This window comes from Butyrivibrio sp. (assembly GCF_024699075.1).
On record NZ_JAILQF010000080.1, the window covers coordinates 1 to 20,431 of the forward strand.

Genomic DNA, 20,431 nt, shown 5'->3' on the forward strand with positions numbered 1-20,431 from the left:
TAGTTACCTCTACAGAATTCTGAGCTCTGTCTGCACCAAGTACTGCCGCTTCGCCGGCATCTTCTCTGTCTCTTGTTGCTCCAAGAACTTCTGCTGTGTCTGTTCTGCTTGCTGCAAGTGCGCTTACACTTCCAAGTGCAAGTGTCATTGCTGCTACGATTGCTGCTGTTGCTGTTAGAATTCTCTTTTTCATATCTCATCCCTCATTCTGAAATAAATTGTTGTTTCTATGCAGGTTATCCCTCAACATAGAAGAGTTGTATTATTAAGCTGGTGAGTTCTTCATTGTCTACGTAGAACTCATCATGCAATACTCCCTCGACGTTTTCACCCGGTAGCATGTAGACTGTATCTGCTACTTCATACTTGGCAAAGCAGTCTGCAATATCAGCGTTCATATCCTCATACAGATAGTCACCGGCAGCTTCTTCCATGACATTTATAATATCAGAGCCCTTCTGTCTTGCTGTCTGTGATAATGCAAGCATGAACTGGGTCTGTCTTGACATTCTGTCAAGGTTACTGCCTCTTGTTTCAACATCTCTTGTATGGACGAAGTCGTAAGCATCCTTACCATTAAGCGTTATAACTGCGCCTTCGGTATACATTGGATCAAGGTCTGTTTCATCTGATTGAAGCCTTAGTGTTACACCGCCTATGGCATCTACTGAAGGCTCGATCCCTTCCATTGTGAGAGATACGACATTATTGATTCGTGTCCTCATAAGAAGATCTGCAACCTTCTGCTTGGTCAGATTGCAGGCTTCCTTGGCTGAGCGTCCATAGGAATACTGCATTGTGATCTGTTCCTGACCTGTATATAGGAATTCTCCGTCGTTATTATATATATCAACGCCTACCATTGTATCTCTGTTGATCTCAAGGGGAGTTATAAGCTCCTTGTCCTTGTCTACAATAAACAGGATCATGGTATCAGAACGTCCGCCCTCATCGATTCCGGCTCCCTGCCTTGTCTGATCCGAATCATCTATACCCAGGAACAGAACTGTCTCTATCGATGTATTTGGTTTATATTTCACACCTTTATAGGTAAGTGTTCCATCAAAATTATCAACTATAGCTGTAGTTGCTGCAGAAGCAGAAGCTGCGCCATCTGTATCTGCCGTGTAAGCCTGAGTCTGTGAATCTACTGGCTCTTGAGCTTTTTCTATTCTTTTTACTACTTTCTGACTTTCATTTATCGCACTTCTATATCCATAAACTCCGGCTCCTATTACAATGACAAGTGCTGCCGCCATTAGTATAAGGAAGGTTTTTCTTTCCTCACGTCCGAATCTTTTATGTCTTCTGTGTCTGTGCTTATGTTTATGACTCATATTGACCTCATGTCCCGATCGTATTACAAGTAGCCTAGTTGTTAGATATTGCTCGTCCGTCCATCTGCGTCATCACTGCTACTACAAGAAAGCGGTTGTTCCTAAGTTTCTTGTCACAGGTTGACAACGTTACGATCTTACTGTCTGCTGTTACATCCATGTCTTCATAATATATGCTGCGTTCTTTTACATTATCTGTCTTTAGAGATTTGAGAAAAGATTCTCTGTCCTCTTTAATATTGTCATCGTAGTAATAAGGTATATGTGCATCACTGTACATAACCGCAGCAAATACTGTATAAGTAAATGTATGATCTTTAGTATAGATATATATCGTTCTATGCTCTTTGAAGAAGTCTTCATCTTCATAGTCATGAAGCGAACCAAACATTGATCCGTTATTCATGTTGTGACCATATATCACTGTGTTAAATTCTATAAAATTACTGCTATCTGATGTTTCTGTATATGGGCATCCATAATCGCTATATATTCCATCTGCTCCGTGATTGAGGTAGTAAGAATCATCTGTTGGATGCTGTGCTATGGGATAATCTATACTTGTATCCGGTATTGATATCCATGCATATATGTCTTCATTAGAAGCTTGTAATGTGTCAAAGTCTATTGGTGATTGATAAGTTGCTGAAATGCCTGAACCTGATGTCGTATTATCTGTAATCGTTTGTTGTTCTGAATCTGATGTACTACTTTTAAGACTATTACTACCTGGTGTTGTAATGCTTGCATGTGCTGATTGTTGAATGCTTTGAGCAACGCTGTCACTGTGAATCTTGTCAGATATCATGTAACCAACTATCGCCGAGATGATTCCAAGTAGCAATACTAATAGTATACATGCGCCAAGTCTTTTTTTAGACATGATCAATGCTTCCTTGTCTTATTAGTAATTCCTTTGTTTTTAGCAATCGTAACTTCAAGAGGGAAGGAAGCAAATGTTCCAAGTCCCAGATACTTCTTTACATCGTCCTCATCTTTAATAGTATTGTCTGAATAGTAACGTATAAGAACAAATCCTGCTGCAAGAAGTAGTCCTGCCATAAATCCAAGTACTGTATTCTTCTTCGCAGACGGGCTTGTTGGCTCTTTGGCCGGTACAGCATCTTCTACAGATGAAGGCTTATCTGTATCGATTACCTGTGCAACTCTGTCCGCAAGTACATCTGCAATCTCGTTTGCAATGTCTGAAGCAAGCTGTGCATCCGGATTCTTTACTGTAATCCTGATGATTCTTGAATCAGTAGGATTTTCAATCTCTACTATTCTAAGAAGGTCTTCATAAGTTGTATCAAGCCCCAGGTTCATGATAACCTTCTCAAGAACCGGTCTACTTGTACCAAGGATCTCAAAATCGACTGTAAGCTGTGAACCAAGCTGAAGATCAGCTGCTGTTGTTATGCTGGTTGTTTTTGAAAAAATGTAGATCATTGAAGATGACGTATATATCGGTGTCATAAAATTAATTGTATAAGCAAACGCTGCAGTGGCACCGATTATTGCGCATAATGCTATTGCAATAATGTTCTTCCTTAGAACAAAGAAGAGTTCAGCTAGATCAATCTCATCCTCTTCTTCAAGCTGAATAAAATCCGTGTTATTCATATCTCACCCATCCCTATTTTTTATAAATCACCAGATCCTGATCCCCTCATGATCCAGACCCGTCAGTATAATAGACCGCACTTATCCCACGCAATGAATTTATATACTTCATTGTATACTATTGAAAAAATATAAATGTGTGTGTGAGTTCGTATGATTTATACTGTCAAAGATTATAAATTATTTACTATCATTAAATCTATCATATTTTTATAATTTTTTATCATTTTTTGTTAAATATGCAAAATTCTTTATAGAAATTTTGCATTTACTCAAAACCGCTTATTTGCTGATGTTTTTTCATTCTTGTTTTTAGAAAAAACTCAATTATTTCAATCTTTCTCATTTATTGCTATATTTTTTTGGTAAATATTATAATTGGTATAATTAGTTAATTCTATTGTTTTATTTGGTGATTTTTACCAATTGGAAACATTTTATTTTTGCATAAATATAAATATCACATCTTTACTGATACTCATGGAAACTTTGCTTATTTTCAGCCTTTTTCTTTGTTGTGTTTCTTCCATATATAAGTGTGTTTTTATGCTTTCATTTCAGTTTTTCTTTTTGAACTTCAATATATCGCAAGCAATTTATGACTAATCGCCCTATTTTCATATGGTAAATTATCATTTCAAGTTCTATGTTTCTATATTTAGTGATGTCTTATTGAATGATAGTTTCATAAATAATCATTTACTGCCCGGCTTATAATTCAATGAATAAGCACGTAATGGAGCCTTGATCAAAGTAAATATCAAATTGCTTTCTTTATTAAATATATATATTGATGTTAAACCGTATAGTATCTATACTAATTATGTAGGCGCTAAATCAGCTACAAATAACAGTAAGGAGGGTACTGTAAGTATGAAATGTAAGAAGTTATTGAAACAGTTGTTTGCAATGATACTTGCTCTTATACTTGTTGTGGCAACAGGTGTCACACATATGCAGGTACATGCGGAGGATTTTTCAGCGGATGTAAGAACTATTCTTGATATTCCGATGGACTTATCCGGTAAGACCATTATCATCCATACCAACGATGTACATGGCGCTATCAGCAGATACGCTTATGTTGCATCCTTGAGAGATAATCTCACAAAGCGTGGTGCAGAAGTTATTCTCGTTGATGCAGGTGATTACAGTCAGGGAACGCCTTATGTTAGTACTACTAAGGGCCTTGATGCTATCACAATGATGAATGCTGCGGGTTATGACTATGTAACTATTGGTAATCATGAATTTGATTATGGCTATGATCAGCTCAGATCTAATTTCAATTATGCCAAGTTCAAAGTTCTGTGTGCTAATGTTACTGATTCTGAAGGTAATTCTCTTTTTACTCCTAATGCTATTTATAATACTTCTTCAGGTATTAAGATTGGTTTCTTTGGTATGGAAACACCTGAGACCAAAACCAAGGTTAATCCTGCTATGATAAAGGGAATTTCTTTCCTTAACAAGGCTGAGAACTACGTATGTGCTCAGGCTCAGACCGATCAGCTTAAGGCTCAGGGTGCTGACCTTGTTATCTGTCTTTCACATCTTGGTGTAGATGAGGAGTCTGCTCCTGATGGAAACAGAAGTATTGATATGTATGCAAATACAACGGGTATTGATTTTATAATTGATGGTCACTCACATACAGTTATGACTCAGGGAACATCCGGAGAGCCTATTCAGTCAACAGGTACTAAGGTTGAAAATATTGGTATTATTCAGATTGATAATGCAACCAAGAAGATCGATGACCATTATCTTATTACACTTCAAAATCTTGCACAGGAAGTTACTACTTCAGCTAATGCCAATATTATTTTCCAGAGAGTAAATGCTGAGTATGACAAGATTCTTGGTTATACAGCTATCGACTTAAACGGTGAACGTGATCCTGGTAACAGAACTGAGGAGACAAACCTTGGCGATCTTATCACAGATGCTATTAAGTGGTCTGTTCTTAAAGAGAGCGGTTCTATCAATGTTCCTGAAGATCATGTTATTGCTATCACAAATGGTGGTGGTATCAGAGCTTCAATAGAAGCAGGCAGCATTACAAAGAATGATATTAATACTGTTCTTCCATTTGGTAATACTGTAGCTGTTGTCTATGTTACAGGCGCTGAACTTCTTGAAGTTCTTGAAGCATCAACATATTGCACTCCTATGGCAATTGGTGGTTATCCTCAGACTTCAGGTATTAAGTTCACTATTGATACAACAAAGCCTTATCAGCAGGGAGAAGCATATCCAGATTCTACATACTATGCTCCATCCGCAATTACTCGTGTAACAATCGAAAGCATAAATGGTCAGCCATTCTCTTTGACTGATACATATGCAGTTGTAACCAACAACTTCTGTGCTGCTGGCGGTGATACATATTACAGATTTGCATCCGCAAGCGATCAGTTCGATACCGGTATTGTTATGGACGAAGCTGTTATGGCTTATGTAGCAGAAGAACTTGGTGGCACAGTTACAGCTGATAAATATGGTGATATCAGAGGTGATCAGACTATTATTAAGTAAGTAGTAATATCAGTTTCTTCTATATAAAAAAGGGAACAGAAATTTTGTAACACCGACAAACGACAGGTCTATTATTTAGCGACTGGAATGTTGGTGCTTGCAATCTTCTGTTCCCTTTATAATTTAGTCTAAATTAGTAATTCAAACTTCACATTTTGTGAATATGCTTATCTTTTGTAATATGATTATCTCTGGCAGTTAATAAATGATAGATATTAGCACACATTCAAAGTTTGAAGTATGAAATAATCATTCTTCGACTACGCTTTCCTTGAATTAGTTGTCTGATTGATTTATTATTCAGATATATTAAATTCAAAAGGATACAAAATATATGGCAGAACAATCTAATCACAATAATTCAGCACCAACTGGCAAGGAACTAAGACTTGCTGTACTACATATTCTATTAGCAGCTCTTGGCTTTGCTCTTATGACTTTCTTTGTAAGAATTTCAGGCGATCTTCCTACAATGGAAAAAGCTTTTTTCCGAAACTTCGTTGCTCTTTTTATCGCGGTATATACTTTATTTAAAAAGAAGGTTGGTTTTAAAATAGTCCAGAACGCTAAATCCTCAATGTTTTTGCGCTGCCTTTTCGGTACTACAGGACTTATAGCAAACTTTTGGGCAATAGATCATCTGGGTATTGCAGATGCCAACATGCTCAATAAGCTTTCTCCGTTTTTTGCAATCATAATGTCTTATTTTATTATGAAAGAAATCCCCAATAAAGTGGACTGGTTATGTGTTATCCTGGCTTTCACCGGAGCTTTGTTCATAATAAAGCCTGGCCTTGGATTAAGCTCTTTTCCAGCACTTGTTGGTTTATATGGCGGATTTGGCGCAGGTACTGCCTATGCTTATGTTCATAAGATGGGTAAGCTTGGACAGCCAGGGCCTACTATTGTATTTTACTTCTCGCTTTTTTCCTGCATGCTCACACTTCCCTTTATGATCATGCAATGGGAGCCCATGGCTCCATGGCAGCTGGGATGTCTTATACTTTCAGGTATATCTGCCGCTGTAGGCCAGTTCAATATAACAGCCGCTTATCAGCTCGCTCCTGCAAAATCGATTTCTGTTTTTGATTATACACAGGTTATATTTGCTGCAATACTTGGATTCCTGTTCCTTAGTGAAATTCCTGATGTACTGAGCTTTGTAGGCTATGCAGTTATCATCTTTGCTGCTGTCTTCAAATGGGAATATAACAGAAAGACGTCAGACTAACATCATACTGACATAATATTATTTCTATAGGATCATGTGATGGGCCACCGTGGCCCTTTTCATCTTCCTTTATGAATTATTCCTTCACCATATTTGTCTTCAATACTTTTGGTCATTTCACGAAGTCTTCGCTGCTTTTCTGCTCTCTGGGCATCATTTATGACAGCGTTTTGACTGCCTTTGGAGTTACTATTCTGAGCTCCAAGATCAAATAAGCTCATCTGCCTGTATTCACCTTTATCAAGGTCAGACGCTCCAACACCTACGAGTCTTATACTGTAGCCTTTTGCGAACAAGCCATTTTCTCCAAGTACAAGCTCATCCATTAATCTTTTGGAAGTCTTTAATATTATTTCTTCGTCGTTAGTTGAATCACCGATTCCTACTTGCTTTGACCTTCTTTGGAAGGCATCGGTTTTCACGCTTACAGATACGGTAGAAGCAAATACTCCGTCTCTTTGAAGTCGCCTTGATACGCTTTCAGATAGCCATTTAAGTATCTGCGGCATCTCACTCTCATAATTGGAAAAAGATATATCGAATCTGGTAGTAGTTTCATTAGAATAGCTTTTTGCATCTTCCTCATAAGGATTAACATCACTACTTCCATAGCCATTACAGCTTTGGTATATATATCCTCCCTGCTTTATCCCAAGCACATCCTGAAGAAGCTTTGGATCAGTATTTGCAACATCTCCTATTGTCCGCATTCCAAGTTCCGAAAGTCTTGCAGATGTTTGCTTACCACAGCCATACAATTCACCTATAGGAAGTGGCCACATCTTAGATCTGACTTCCTCTGGAAAAAGAGTATGGATCTTATCAGGCTTTTCGAAGTCAGATGCCATCTTAGCAAGAAGCTTATTGCTTGAAACTCCTACATTTACAGTAAATCCCAGCGTGTTTCGAATTTCATCTTTTATTCTGCCTGCCATAATAAGGGCAAACTCTTTTAAGGCTTCTTCTTTGGTACATTCAATGTCTCCGGCAGATCTGTACATGTCGTTAACCGGCTCTGTCATGTCAATGAATGCTTCATCAATTGAAACCTGTTCTATGATCTGAGAATATGTTTTAAGAATCCTTATGAATTTCTGAGAATAATCCCTGTATGTTTTAAAATCACTATGAACCATTACAAGATTTGGACATTTCTGCAGGGCCTTAACAACCGGTTCTCCGGTTGTCACTCCGTATTTTTTGGCAGGTATGGATTTTGCTGTAATAATGCCATGTCTACTTTCAACATCTCCGCCAACAGCAGATGGTATTGTCCTAAGATCAATTGCTGTAGGATCATCTTTTAATATTTTTACAGCGCTCCAGGAAAGGAAGGCGCTGTTAACATCTACATGAAAAATTATTTTTCTTATATTATCCATAGTAAAAATCTCCTCTTATATGATAACATGACATAAGGGGTTTTAAATCATATAGATTCTGTTCATGATACAATTATGAACAGTAATTTTTAATTTATGTCATTCATACTAAAGGAGATCATCATGGGACGTATTAAATGGTATTATGCAATTATTATTTTAGCCGCTTTATTTGCAGCTGGATTTCTTTTAACTATTATAAATAGCCTTTTTTGATTTGATATTATCAATAAAAATGTTCCATACTAATTGGTCTTTATCAAAATAATTATCTTGTTTCAATTGATCGTTGTAAAAATCATTATCTTCTTTCAATTGATCAATCATCAAAAAAATTATTCTGTTTTAAATTGTAATGAACATAGAAAAAAAGCCGCTCACCTAAAGAAGTGTGCGGCATTTTCTCTTTAAACATAAGCTCTATATAAACAGTGGAGTGTATAAGGTATAAAAGCAACGAGTCCTATTATAAAAGATACAAATAATGTTATAGGAAACAGCATAACAATAAGAACTTTAACGCCCTCCGTTCTTCTGTTAAACCAAGGAATAACAAACACAGCTCCCGTGTAGACTATAAGAAATACTATTCCAAATGACAAAGAAGAAAAAATATAGCTGTTATTGGGTCTATAGCCTAAATTAGAAACCAGTACTGATATATCCCATCTTTCAGCGACGCTGATAAACATTCCTACAGCCATTCCTATAATAAATGCTCTAACCTGATAATAGAACTTATTCCAATATTCATCTTTAATGTATGTACTTGTCTTGCTCATATTTCCTCCCAAAACATTTCGTTATAGATATTAGATTTGGTCATTTTTACGGACCAATGATATAATACCACTTTATTTATACAAATAAATACATTTCCGACGAAATGCATGTTTTTTGGAATAAACGACATATTTTTTCTAATTTGATGTATTTTGATCATATACTATATAGAAGAATCCTATGTTCTCTTTTATAATATGACGTAAGAGTCAAAAGTCATTTCGATTCGAGCTTGCTTGAAACCGAATATGAATTTATGACCCGCCAAATATTTAAAAACTACCAAGTACAATGAGCTGCAACTTAAGCATATGCAGGCACTGAAAGGAGTACCATTTTGAAACTTGCTGTTATTTTCCCGGGAATCGGGTATACAAATCAAAAACCTTTATTATATTACAGTCAAAAGCTTGCCAAGACCCATGGTTTTGATGTTATAGCCCTTGATTATACAGATTTCCCTTCTAACGTAAGAGGCGATGAAAGCAAAATGAAAGAATGCTTTGATCTTGCATGGAAGCAGACCTGTGAACAGCTTTCCAAGGTTGATTTTGATAAATATACTGGAGATGATGATTGCATATTCTTCTTCTCGAAAAGCATTGGCACTATTATGGCAGCCAAATATGCTCTGGAAAACAATATCCTTGCTGGTCAGATCTACTATACTCCTCTTGAAGAAACCTTTAAGTATGTTCAAGATGGCTATGGGCTTGCTTTTCATGGCACCAATGATCCATGGGCTAACACTAGCGCTATAGAACAGCTTGCAATGGAGAATCATATAGAGCTTATCGAAATCCCTGATGTTAATCATTCGCTTGAGTTGACTGATTCAGTCGTAGATGATATAGATTACGTTGCGGATGTTATTGAAACTGTTGAAAGCTATATTTCAGACTATGAATAACCTATAAAGCTTAAAATCCGGTCACTTGTAAGATAACAAGTGATCGGATTTTATTTTGCTGATTTTTATTTACATTTTGATTTCTGAATAGATCACATTCTTATTGAGAATCCTCCCAGCCTTATCCTTACCCAGTTACAAGCTCTCTCATATACGCTGTGACTTTCAATAAGCGCTCCATTCTCATCAAATACATAGATTGTCCACCACATCTCGACGCATCCTTTTACCATAACTCCGTTATCGCCAAAGTAGTACTGTTTTCCATCTATTGTATTCCAGTAACGAACCATCTGGCCATCAGCTGCGAAATAGTAGGTATTGCCATTTACTGTGACAAATGAATTTGTAACCATAACGCCATTTTCGTCAAAGTAGTAAGTATTCCACATCCATCTTTTGACAAATCCTGTTACCATGTGTCCGCTTCCGTCAAAGAAGTATGTAAGAACGCTTCCATCTTCACTTGTGACCTTTACAAAATCATCTTTAACGATTCGGCCATCTTTTCTAGCATAATAGGTGAATTCGTTTACTGTAAAGAATCCATCTTGTACAAGAACGCAGTTATCATCAAAGTAGTAGGTGTTGAAGAACCACTGAGTCATAAAGCCTTTTACTGCCTGACCTCTGTCATTAAAGTAATAGGTCTTTTCTGAAATAGTAACAAATGTGTTACTTGCCATTGCTCCGTTATCATAGAAGTAGTAAAGCTGTCCTTCAATCTTGTGAAGTCCTGTGAGGTATGTACCATCAGAAAGCTGATAATAGATGTTCCACCATTTTCTTATAAATTTGCCATCAAGTTTTTCTGAAGTATCTTTTACCTGAGTTTCTTCCTCTTTAGTAACAACTACTGTTTCTGAGCTCTCGCCTTCTACTGTTGCTCCAGTATCTGATCCTGCAGATTCAGAAAGAACAAGGAATCCATTCATGTTGATAGTTCCATCAGCATTTCTTGTAATTCCGCATACAAGGTCATTAGACTCTGAGGTCATTGATGTTCCTATTGCTGTGTCAGAGTCTACTGATACAAACCATGAATCATCAACTGTAACTGATTCACTATTAACTGAAACGCCATCTATTACATAATAGTTGCTTGTTCCATATACATCAGCTTCATCCTGAGTGCCTTTAAGCTTGAACTGATCATCAACACCGCCGTCGTTACGATATGAGATAACACCGTTTGCAACGAATGCTGTATTTGCTGCATCGTTAGTATAGAAAGCCACGTTATATGAACCATTATTAAATGATGTGCTATTGGTTACCTGAATATCAGGACAACTGTTAGAATCAATACCTTTAGCCTTATTGCAGAATGCTACGGAGTTAATGAGCATATGTCCGCCTGCTATTGATGATCCACCCATCTTGAATCCGTTACCGTTACCTGCATCTACAAGATTTCCTGATTCATCAAGAACATATCCGTTCATGTATGCAACACTGTTCTTAATTGTTACTGCTCCGATTGCTCCGGATTCTACCTTTGCAAAGAGATCCCATCCATCATCAGCGTTATATGCTGCAATACATCCATCAAATACATTACCATCTCCTACAGTGATCTTGGCTGCAAATCCATCTGCATCCTCATATCCTGCATCTGCATTAAGGAATGATGTACAGTTAAGAACTGTATTATATGAAGGCCAGTCTTCATATGTATCTGTTCCTTTATAACGGCTTATCTGGATACCTGTATTTCCGTTTCTATAAGCATGGATCTGATCAAGTGTATTGTAAGAACCTGAAAGCTGAATACCCTTTTGTGCATTCTGAGAATTAGTAACATCAAATCCCTGGAAATACCAGTAGTCACCTGCAAGGATCATTCCTGCACAACTTCCTCCAAAGTCAAATACCGGTCTTTCTGCCTCTTTTGGATCAGCCATCATATAGATTGGCTTATCCTCAGTTCCATCAATTCCTCTTTCTACTAAAACTGTACTTGAAAGTTCGTATGTTCCTCCTGCAAGAAGAATCTTATCTCCAGGCTCTACAACTGTTACTGCTGTGTATATGTCCATAGGATCGTCTTTGGAACCTTCTGCATCTTCTGTTCCATCAGGGCTTACATAATATACATATCTTGTACCTTTCTCATAATTGACTGTAATGGTAAATGTTACAGTATCATATGATGTTAATACTTCATATGTATCAAATTTAAATTCCGGGTCAGGTACAAATGTTCCTGTATAAGTATTATCGCCTGTTTTTAAGGTAACGTCTGTTTTTACTTTGCTATCAGCTGTTACTTCAGTTTCTTCAAGGATCACATTGCCATCCTCGTCAACTATTGAAAGTGTTCCATCTGCATTACCATAGTACACAAGCTCATAATCTTCCTGATTAGCAAAATCTGCAGATTCAAATCCTGCTTCAAGATCTGTATAGGTAAGTGGATGATCTTCCTTAGCATCATCATCTGAAGGAGCAACTGTAGTAAGAGTAGCATTAGTTACTGTAATTGTTGCATTTCTGGAAGCAAAGAATCCTACATAGATATTGTCTGTATCAATCATTGTAAGATTATCGCCTTCATCCGGATGATAGAAAAGCTGAGATCCAATTACATTTCCTTCTGTATCTGAATAAGTCAAAATATAACCTGTGTTATTTCTTCTTATAGACATATGGAAGGTTGTAGTAAGGTTTGATACATCTGTCATTCCGGATGTATTAGTATAGTTGCCGCACATGTTATATGTTCCGGCATCAAGACCTTCATCAGCTGCACTTGTCTCAAGTGTGTACATTGTACTTGAAAAATCGCTTACATCTCCGCCTTTGATTGTTTCAAGGTTATCCGCTGTAACACCTTTCTTTTCCTGCGCTCCTACACCTATTTTCATAGTATATGCATTTCCATTGTCACCAGTATAAGATACCTTTGTAACAGAAAGCATATATGAGTTATTCCAGAATGTAGAAGTATCACCATTAACACCAACAGCATCGGCTGCCATAATGCCGAAACCTTCCTGTCCATTTGAAAGCTTCCAGCTATCTACTGTTATATCAGCTTCAAGTGTGAAGTTCTCATCGTCTGCATCTATTGTTGTGTAATAGAATGCAAGGCCGTCTGTTGAAGCAGGAACAAGCTTACCTTTGCCGTTTGTAGATGCTACAGTAACTGATCCGTCAGAATTAACTGTTGCGCTGTTATAACTTGTAGAAACAGATGATCCATATGTGGAGAATTCCCATGTATGTTCTGTCTGCTCTGATGCATTTTTTCTAAAAGCATCAAGTGTTATTTCTGTTCCATCGGCAAGATATGGTGTTGTAAGTACGCTATCTGCTGTGGTCCAAGTAGTCCATGAAGGAATTCTGTTTGAAGAATTATCTACTCCTGATGATTCTTCTGTACCATATTCATACATCATTCCTTCGCCGCCAAGAGAATTAAGCCATCCTGCAGGCTGAATAAGTGACTCACTGCCATAAGTAGATGCAAGAGTGCTGTCACATGCATCAATTGTTGTATTGTAGAATACTACTTCGCTTGTATTAGCCTGCCAAGGTCTTCCAAAATATCCTGGTTTACTTGTTGTATAACTGTAATAGCTTGAATCTACGTCAGTACCGGCTTCTACACTTGTAATATGGCATTCATACATAAGGTAGCCGCGGCCTGAAGTCTGCTGTGCAGCTGTAATATAACCTACATCATTCTTGTCATCAGTTGTATTGAATTTGAGCTCGCACTGATAGAAGATTGCTGTCATTCCACCAAATATATAGTCTACAGCACCATATATTTCACAGTTATTAAACTCTGCATATGTGGACTTGCCACCGTAAAGGGTATCCTGACGTCCTACTACCTTACAATCTGTTAATACTATATCTGAGAGATTATCAGAAAGAGCAAGTGCTGCAGCTCTTTCTACATATGCCTTCTGCTGTACTACTGTACTGCCTTCTTCAAGATCATCTCTTGTACCATCGGAACCTTCTTTTGCTCCAGCCTGAGCCACTATTGTATCTGTAGCCGCAAGCTCTGATACATACTGGTTAAAAGAGTTTTCGAATATTATTCCGGAAGCTGTAAATCCATCAGCATCAACATAAACTGTTGCATTCCACATTGTAGCTGTTCCAGATCCTGGATTAGTTACTGTAGGATATCCATTCTCCTGATTAACCTTTAATACTTCTTCATTGTATCTGTAGTCTTCATCCATGGAATAGTATGTATAGCCATGTCCATAGTATGAAGTAATTCTTACTGCGTTATCAGCTATTGATACACCTGAACTTGCAAGTTCAATGCTTGCACTATCCCCGGCACTATTAACAAGAGATACATTAGCAACATCTATAATAAGCATTTCCTGATAATCACCAGGATCAATCTCGATTGTTACTCTTTGTGTATCTTCATCTCTATCCATGTTGCGGACAGCATCAAGTGCATCATTGATAGTTGTATAATCTTTATCAGTACCAACCGTTATTGTTTCTGAATAAGCAATGGTCTCATCTTCAGAAGCCTTTTCCATTACAATTATCTTAGCGGTATCTTCACCATTTACTTTAAGATCTGATGTAAGAGCCATCTCATATCCGTCAAGAGTTGCCTCTATATGATACTGGCCATCTCTAAGTGCTATTGTTCCATCAATTACGTCCTGTCCCGTGAAGCTGTAGCTATAGCTGTCAAGTTCACCTGTGATAGGAGTTTTTAAAATTGTAAATTTAAGAGTAAGATCTGCAAGCTCGGTTTCAGTTGGTCCTTCTACTGTTACATCGATAAGATATGTATCCTTTGCCTTAAATACAATATCCTGCTCGCAATCTTCATCTGCTGTAATAGATTCTGTTACAAGTTCATAATCATCAACGCCAGATGCTTCAAGGTCATATACCTGTCCGCTTTCAAGTTCAAGTGTAAACTCATTAGTATCGTCTGTTATTGTAAGAACTGGTGTATAAGGTCTATCTTCTTCCTGATTTGTGATTGTAAGCTCTAGAGATTTTGCAGCTTCAGCTGTAAGATTTTTGAATTCACCTGTCACTGTCACTACATCAACCTTAGTTACTGTCAGATCAACTACAAGTTCGCTATCTGAAATATTATCTATAGAAATAACCCCATCTGTAAGTTTTGTAGAATCAATTACAAATCCATTAGCTCCTTCAAGTGCAACTTCATAGTCATACATCTTATTAAGAACTACGCTATATGAATACTGGCCATCCTCGTTAATAACATCAGTTGTTATTATTCTGAGTTCATCGCCATCTTTAGTCTCTTGTGTGAAAACAAGTGTTGCATCTTCTGTGTCATACTCAGAAGGCATTTCGATATCACCCGTTACAGTAATATCATTTGCATGTTCTACATAAGCTCTTGCTACTACAAGTTTTTCATCTGTGCACCAGAGATAATAATCCCCATCTTCAGGTACATAGAACTTTAATTCTTCAAGACCTGCCGCTTTAGTATATGATTCTGTCTGAATAGGATCGGATTCTATATCCATGCCCCATGCATATGTTGCAGCATTGCTATTAGAACCTGCGATCACATATACTATGTCTCCTGCTCCAAGATCTTCAAACATAAGTCCTGTTGCATTTGTACTGCTACTATTGGAATAGATATATCCTCTGTATGTATTGCCATCTGCATCAGTCTTACTCTTATCATCATATCTTGAAAGATTTGTATTTGTAGATCTTAATCTGTTATTGGTCTTAGCACTATAAAAAGAAAGACCTGTTCCTGTATCAAAACTTCCAAGTGTTACACCTGTTGAACCGGCTTCTACAGTGTCACCATAAAGACCATTTATAATATCTTCTGTCAGAAGGTTGTTATAAGTATTGGTATCTGTGTTTTCAAGACTATCTCCTGCAAAATCCCAGACATCATACTCATGATTGTATCCATCACTTGAATTGGATGGAGATCCTTCTGCCAGATATGTCTGCTCTTCTGTGCTTTCTTCTTCGGATTCTTCTTCAGAAGTCTGACCATATATGAGTTCTACTGATTCATCATAATCTGAGAGCTCGATTTTTGTGATGTAAGAAGTTCCATCCACTGTAATTGTCACTGTTCCTTCGCTTTCACCACTGTAATTACAGGAAAAAGTCTCTGTTGTTCCTGTCGTGCCTGTACTCACATTGTAAGAGCTTTCATTTTTGGAGTTAAAATAAAAAGAGTACTGATAATTGGCGCTCACACTTACAAGGCACTTACCTGTAACAGGAACTGTTATTGTTCCGCTTCCTGAATACAGATATGTATTATTGTGTGATTTACCATTAGTCCATGTAAGACCGTTATACTCACCTGCTCCACTCTCAGTACAGTTTTCATAAAAATCTGAAGAACTAAAATCCCAGACTGTTACGTTTTCATCGCTACTTTCTTCTGCTGCTTCATCTGTACTTGCCGCAGCTTCTGAACTTGCCGCAGCTTCTGTACTTTCTGAATCTGTTGTATTTTCGCTTTCTGTGGAAGCTGTTTCAGAGGAATCTGCTTCTTCTGTAGAATCTGCTTCTTCTATTTCTGATTCTGTAGAATCTATTATTGTTACATTACAGGAATCTGTATAACTTCCATCAGAAGTAGTTACACTTATTGTTGTACTTCCTTCTGAAATTCCTGTCACTTCTCCGCTTACTACTGTTGCTACGCCTTCATCAGAACTTGACCACTCAACATCTGTAATTGTTGCATCCGAAGGCTCAACTGTTGCATAAAGTGTTGCCGTCTCCCCAACTTCGATTTCCAGGCTTTCCATATCTAATGAAACCCCTGTTACTGCTACTGTCTGTTCCACTTCCTCTGCATAAGACACAAAAGAAGTCCCCGGTAACAAAGCAGATGTTGCCATAGTTGCAACTAATGGTATTACCATTACAGCAGCTAACATCCTAGCTTTACTGGATTTTTTCATTTCTCCCTCCCATATCTATTTAGTTGTTTGGATATGTAAACGTTTACAATAGATTTTTGATAAGAATATTATTAGCATATTTTAGTTAGTATTTACAGCTAAATAGTGAATTTTAAGTATTTTTTGTAACTTCTTACAAATACGCATGCTTGGATTTAGCAATTTTTTTAAAGTCTTTGTTATTTTGTACATTTTTACATTTTATTTGTAACATAATTTTAAATATCAGTATTATCATATTTTAAATTTTCTTCTTTTAATTATTCCGTTTTTATGATAATATAACTTGGTGATTTTGGGATTTGCTATTATATTTTCTAAAATCGCGGGAAGAGTTTATGAGAATAAGCGGGGATAACATTGTTGTTTTTAGATTAACAGGTTATAGAAATGAACGCTTACAATTTACCTATTTTTACATTTTCAGTAATTGGTTTACTGTTATATTTATATTACAAAAGGACCAGGCTCCCAATTTTGGCGACCAAGGTTTTTACTTATTATCTTTGGACTACGATAATAAGTGTAATTCTTGAAATCGCATATACTGCTTGTGAACTTAACAGTAATATTTTTCCGCCCGTTATAGTTTCACTGGTTGAGCATTCTGAGTTGTTTGCATCAACGCTTGTTACATTCTTTTATTTTGTGTACTTGTTCGAGCAGCTTTTTTCTATGACGCAGACAACATTTAACAGATTTGCACATATATTTGTTCCTATATCTATTGAAACTTTGCTTATAATTCTTTCATTTGCTTCCTTCCTGATAGCAGGAAACACAGCATTTAATGACAGATTTATTATATATGCCAGTTCTTTTATAGGCTTTATGTACATGCTTTCTGTACTTATATTATGCTTTCGTTTTAAGAATTTGCTTAACCACGAGCTTTATTCTGCAGAGATCATAGGTGTTGTTTTTTGGTTCATATTAAACTTTATTCAGGTTATTAACATTGGATGGAGGACAGCTCCTGCTCCTGTACTTGCAATGACAACCCTTGTATTCATTGCTTCTGAGAATCCTCGAGATTATAGTATTAAGGGCTATGATAATCTGATGAACAGATATGCATTTGAAAGAATGCTTTCTGAGCGTTTTAGACGTAATAAGCAATTTTATATATTAGTTTTTACTCTTACAGATAAGAAATATCTTCTTTTTGAAGAAGATCGCAAAAAAATCAAAAATAATCTTCATAAAGTTGCAACTATGGAAAAGAATGCTTCAGGACGCAGAGTATTCCTTACAAGCGATAAATCAATATCCATGTTTATTGATGATAAAACGCAAGCCAAACAGTTTATTGAGACATTACACGAAAATCATAAACAATTACTTGGAAACAGGAAATATCGCATTCAGCTTATCAAAGCTCCTACTTATGCTAACAATAAAGATATGGCACTTCAGGTAGTAGACTTCTTATCTGAAGAATATGCAGCTAAGCAGGCTGAACGAGTTATAGATGTCGATACAAGGCTTATCAATAAAATGCTATATGAAAAAACTGTTGAAGACATCTTACGAAGAGCTATTAAAGAGCATGCCTTTGATGTATATTATCAGCCAATATATGGTATTAAAGAAAATGCATACGTATCAGCAGAAGCTCTTGTTCGTCTTAAAGGCACGACAAGTATGGGATTTATATCCCCGGAAGTATTCATTCCTATAGCTGAAAAACTTGATATCGTAAAAGATATAGATGATCAGGTATTCCAAAAAGTTTGTAAGTTTTATAAAGAAAAAGATCTTGAAGGTCTTGGAATTAAATATATTGAGATCAACCTATCCGGTAAAGAAGTAATGGATGCTACTACTCCTGAAAGACTTTCAAAGCACATTACAAACTATGGAATAGAGCCTGGTCATATTAATCTGGAGATTACAGAAACCGCTTATATAGATAATGATGATATTGTTGTAAGCAATATGCAGGACCTCAAAGATTTTGGCTGCAGCTTCTCTATGGACGACTTTGGAAGCGGTTATTCAAACCTTAAGGGCATGCTCCAAATGCAGTTTAACATGATCAAACTTGACAAAGAATTTGTATGGATGTGTCTGGATGAAACTGATACAAGAAAGCTCAAGATGCTTGATCTATGTGTAAACTTTATGAAAGAATATGGTATGCACGTACTTGCTGAAGGTGTAGAAACCAAACAACAACAAGATATTCTCGCTATGCAAGGTGTAGATTATATTCAGGGATATTATCATTCAAAGCCAATGCCTGAGGATGAATTTATCAAATTCATAGAATCAAATAATATAAAAAAGAGTAAACTTGCCTATGCAGTTATATGATTTTAGTATAGAATGTATTAATGGTTAAAGTTGTATTACTCACAAATATTTATTAACATATCTATGAGTTAGTATTTACTATAGATAGTACAGAAAGGGTCAAAATGTTTTTTAACAGAAAGAAGAAAACTATTGTTTTATATTACTCACAAAGTATGGGTAATACTAAGAAAATCGCAGAACGAATTGCAGATAAAAAATCATACGATATCGAAGCAATAGAGACTATAAAGAAATATACCGGATCTTACGATGATATAATGGCACAGGGCAAAGAGGAAGTCGAGAGTGGCTTCAGGCCGGAAATAAAGCCTTTTACTCATGATATATTAAGCTACGACAAGATCATTATCGGATCCCCAACATGGTGGTATACTATAGCTCCTGCAGTTTCAACATTCCTTGACAATTATAATCTTTCAAATAAAATTGTTGTCCCTTTCGTAACCTATGGTGGATATGAAGGACATTCTCTTGCAGATTTACAGGAAGGTTGTAAGACAACAAAGATTGTAAATCCCAAGTCAATACAGTTTGATGCAGAGAATCTCAATCAGATGGTTATTTCAGAAAAAGAATTAGACTTCTGGATTCAGTCATTATAAGAAGATTTATTTTTGTTTTAATCTATATAAGAAAACAATATAATATGAATTTATTATAAGAAGTCTATAATATTTGCTAAATATCATTAATATGATGTTTTAGAGAGAGTTTTGGTTTAAAAAGGCCGGAATCGAATTTTCGATTCCGGCCTTTTGTCCGCTTGAACATTACTTAATTTAAGTATTTTGATAATTATTATTTAGCTGCTTCTGCTGTCTTTTTAGCTGCAGTTTTCTTTGCTGCAGGCTTTTTAGCTGTAGTTTTCTTGGCAGCTGGTTTCTTTGCTGCTGTCTTCTTAGCTGCAGGCTTTTTAGTAGCAGCGGCCTTTTTAGGCTCTGATGCCTTTGATGAAAGCTGATCATATGCATAAAGAATCTTATCAAGATCTCCCCATACCTTAGCCGTTTCATCATCATAAGCATCCTTAAGACTAATCTTCTTAGATGATAACTTAAGAGCAACATCTGCACTTGTTGTTACAACTGCGTCTCTGTCAAAATACTCAAACGGTTCAACATCTACTGTGCTGTCAGATATTTCTACATAGAAAGCTCCTTCAGCTTCGCCTTCGATATTGAACTGAACTGCTACATGCTCCTTAATACCACTGGCATCTAGCGCACCATAATTCTTCTTTACCTCTTTTACCAACTCTTCATAAGTCATTTTCCCATAACTCCTTTTTCCTTGGTTGTAGATATTCTGAATTTCCTAGTTCGCATTACAAATACCATTATCTCATATTTCGAATAATTTTCAATACTTTACCGCATTAA

General features: G+C 36.5%; 13 protein-coding genes. 5 read left to right on the top strand and 8 right to left on the bottom strand.

Annotated elements, in window-relative coordinates; all coding sequences use genetic code 11:
* The 4 genes from K6G87_RS03050 to K6G87_RS03065 form a co-directional block, all read right to left on the bottom strand.
* Positions 1-193, bottom strand: a 193-nt coding sequence (locus tag K6G87_RS03050; RefSeq protein ID WP_296833725.1) for a hypothetical protein, incomplete at its 3' end; no start/stop codon positions are given.
* Between the two features lie 43 nt (positions 194-236).
* Complete coding sequence (locus K6G87_RS03055; protein ID WP_296833728.1) at positions 237-1,337, bottom strand: LCP family protein; 1,101 nt, start codon at positions 1,335-1,337, stop codon at positions 237-239.
* Positions 1,338-1,371: 34 nt separating this feature from the next.
* Positions 1,372-2,220 carry a class B sortase gene (locus K6G87_RS03060; RefSeq protein ID WP_296833730.1) on the bottom strand — a complete coding sequence of 283 codons (849 nt, stop codon included), beginning with the start codon at positions 2,218-2,220 and terminating at the stop codon, positions 1,372-1,374.
* A gap of 2 nt (positions 2,221-2,222) precedes the next feature.
* Complete coding sequence (locus tag K6G87_RS03065; protein ID WP_296833733.1) at positions 2,223-2,960, bottom strand: YveK family protein; 738 nt, start codon at positions 2,958-2,960, stop codon at positions 2,223-2,225.
* An 873-nt stretch (positions 2,961-3,833) separates the two neighbouring features.
* Between K6G87_RS03065 and K6G87_RS03070 the strand changes: the two genes are divergently transcribed.
* The gene (locus K6G87_RS03070; RefSeq protein ID WP_296833736.1) at positions 3,834-5,498 is read left to right on the top strand and encodes a bifunctional metallophosphatase/5'-nucleotidase; all 1,665 of its coding nucleotides are present in this window, start codon (positions 3,834-3,836) and stop codon (positions 5,496-5,498) included.
* Positions 5,499-5,832: 334 nt separating this feature from the next.
* Complete coding sequence (locus K6G87_RS03075) at positions 5,833-6,729, top strand: DMT family transporter (protein WP_296833740.1); 897 nt, start codon at positions 5,833-5,835, stop codon at positions 6,727-6,729.
* Positions 6,730-6,788: 59 nt separating this feature from the next.
* On the opposite strand, the gene K6G87_RS03080 is transcribed toward K6G87_RS03075, so the two are convergent.
* On the bottom strand, positions 6,789-8,111 hold the full coding sequence (locus K6G87_RS03080; RefSeq protein ID WP_296833743.1) for a DNA polymerase Y family protein: 1,323 nt from the start codon (positions 8,109-8,111) through the stop codon (positions 6,789-6,791).
* A 407-nt stretch (positions 8,112-8,518) separates the two neighbouring features.
* Positions 8,519-8,893, bottom strand: a complete 375-nt coding sequence (locus K6G87_RS03085) for a hypothetical protein (protein ID WP_296833746.1) — start codon at positions 8,891-8,893, stop codon at positions 8,519-8,521.
* A 338-nt stretch (positions 8,894-9,231) separates the two neighbouring features.
* On the opposite strand from K6G87_RS03085, the gene K6G87_RS03090 reads away from it, so the two are divergent.
* Positions 9,232-9,804, top strand: a complete 573-nt coding sequence (locus K6G87_RS03090; RefSeq protein ID WP_296833748.1) for an alpha/beta hydrolase — start codon at positions 9,232-9,234, stop codon at positions 9,802-9,804.
* 92 nt (positions 9,805-9,896) lie between these two features.
* On the opposite strand, the gene K6G87_RS03095 is transcribed toward K6G87_RS03090, so the two are convergent.
* Positions 9,897-16,733 (bottom strand): pectinesterase family protein, encoded by a 6,837-nt coding sequence (locus tag K6G87_RS03095; RefSeq protein WP_296833751.1) that lies wholly within the window; start codon positions 16,731-16,733, stop codon positions 9,897-9,899.
* Between the two features lie 477 nt (positions 16,734-17,210).
* Here K6G87_RS03095 and K6G87_RS03100 point away from each other — a divergent pair, with 477 nt between their 5' ends.
* A complete protein-coding gene (locus K6G87_RS03100; RefSeq protein ID WP_296833754.1) occupies positions 17,211-19,049 on the top strand; it encodes an EAL domain-containing protein in 1,839 nt (612 codons plus the stop codon).
* A 104-nt stretch (positions 19,050-19,153) separates the two neighbouring features.
* Complete coding sequence (locus K6G87_RS03105) at positions 19,154-19,654, top strand: flavodoxin (protein WP_296833757.1); 501 nt, start codon at positions 19,154-19,156, stop codon at positions 19,652-19,654.
* A 196-nt stretch (positions 19,655-19,850) separates the two neighbouring features.
* On the opposite strand, the gene K6G87_RS03110 is transcribed toward K6G87_RS03105, so the two are convergent.
* Positions 19,851-20,321 carry an SCP-2 sterol transfer family protein gene (locus K6G87_RS03110; RefSeq protein WP_296833760.1) on the bottom strand — a complete coding sequence of 157 codons (471 nt, stop codon included), beginning with the start codon at positions 20,319-20,321 and terminating at the stop codon, positions 19,851-19,853.
* Between the last annotated feature and the right edge of the window lie 110 nt (positions 20,322-20,431).

Coding starts and splice junctions, on each gene's coding strand:
- K6G87_RS03110 (WP_296833760.1), bottom strand. CDS start 20,321: ATGACTTATGAAGAGTTGGTAAAAGAGGTAAAGAAGAATTATGGTGCG.
- K6G87_RS03080 (WP_296833743.1), bottom strand. CDS start 8,111: ATGGATAATATAAGAAAAATAATTTTTCATGTAGATGTTAACAGCGCC.
- K6G87_RS03105 (WP_296833757.1), top strand. CDS start 19,154: ATGTTTTTTAACAGAAAGAAGAAAACTATTGTTTTATATTACTCACAA.
- K6G87_RS03065 (WP_296833733.1), bottom strand. CDS start 2,960: ATGAATAACACGGATTTTATTCAGCTTGAAGAAGAGGATGAGATTGAT.
- K6G87_RS03055 (WP_296833728.1), bottom strand. CDS start 1,337: ATGAGTCATAAACATAAGCACAGACACAGAAGACATAAAAGATTCGGA.
- K6G87_RS03075 (WP_296833740.1), top strand. CDS start 5,833: ATGGCAGAACAATCTAATCACAATAATTCAGCACCAACTGGCAAGGAA.
- K6G87_RS03095 (WP_296833751.1), bottom strand. CDS start 16,733: ATGAAAAAATCCAGTAAAGCTAGGATGTTAGCTGCTGTAATGGTAATA.
- K6G87_RS03070 (WP_296833736.1), top strand. CDS start 3,834: ATGAAATGTAAGAAGTTATTGAAACAGTTGTTTGCAATGATACTTGCT.
- K6G87_RS03085 (WP_296833746.1), bottom strand. CDS start 8,893: ATGAGCAAGACAAGTACATACATTAAAGATGAATATTGGAATAAGTTC.
- K6G87_RS03060 (WP_296833730.1), bottom strand. CDS start 2,220: ATGTCTAAAAAAAGACTTGGCGCATGTATACTATTAGTATTGCTACTT.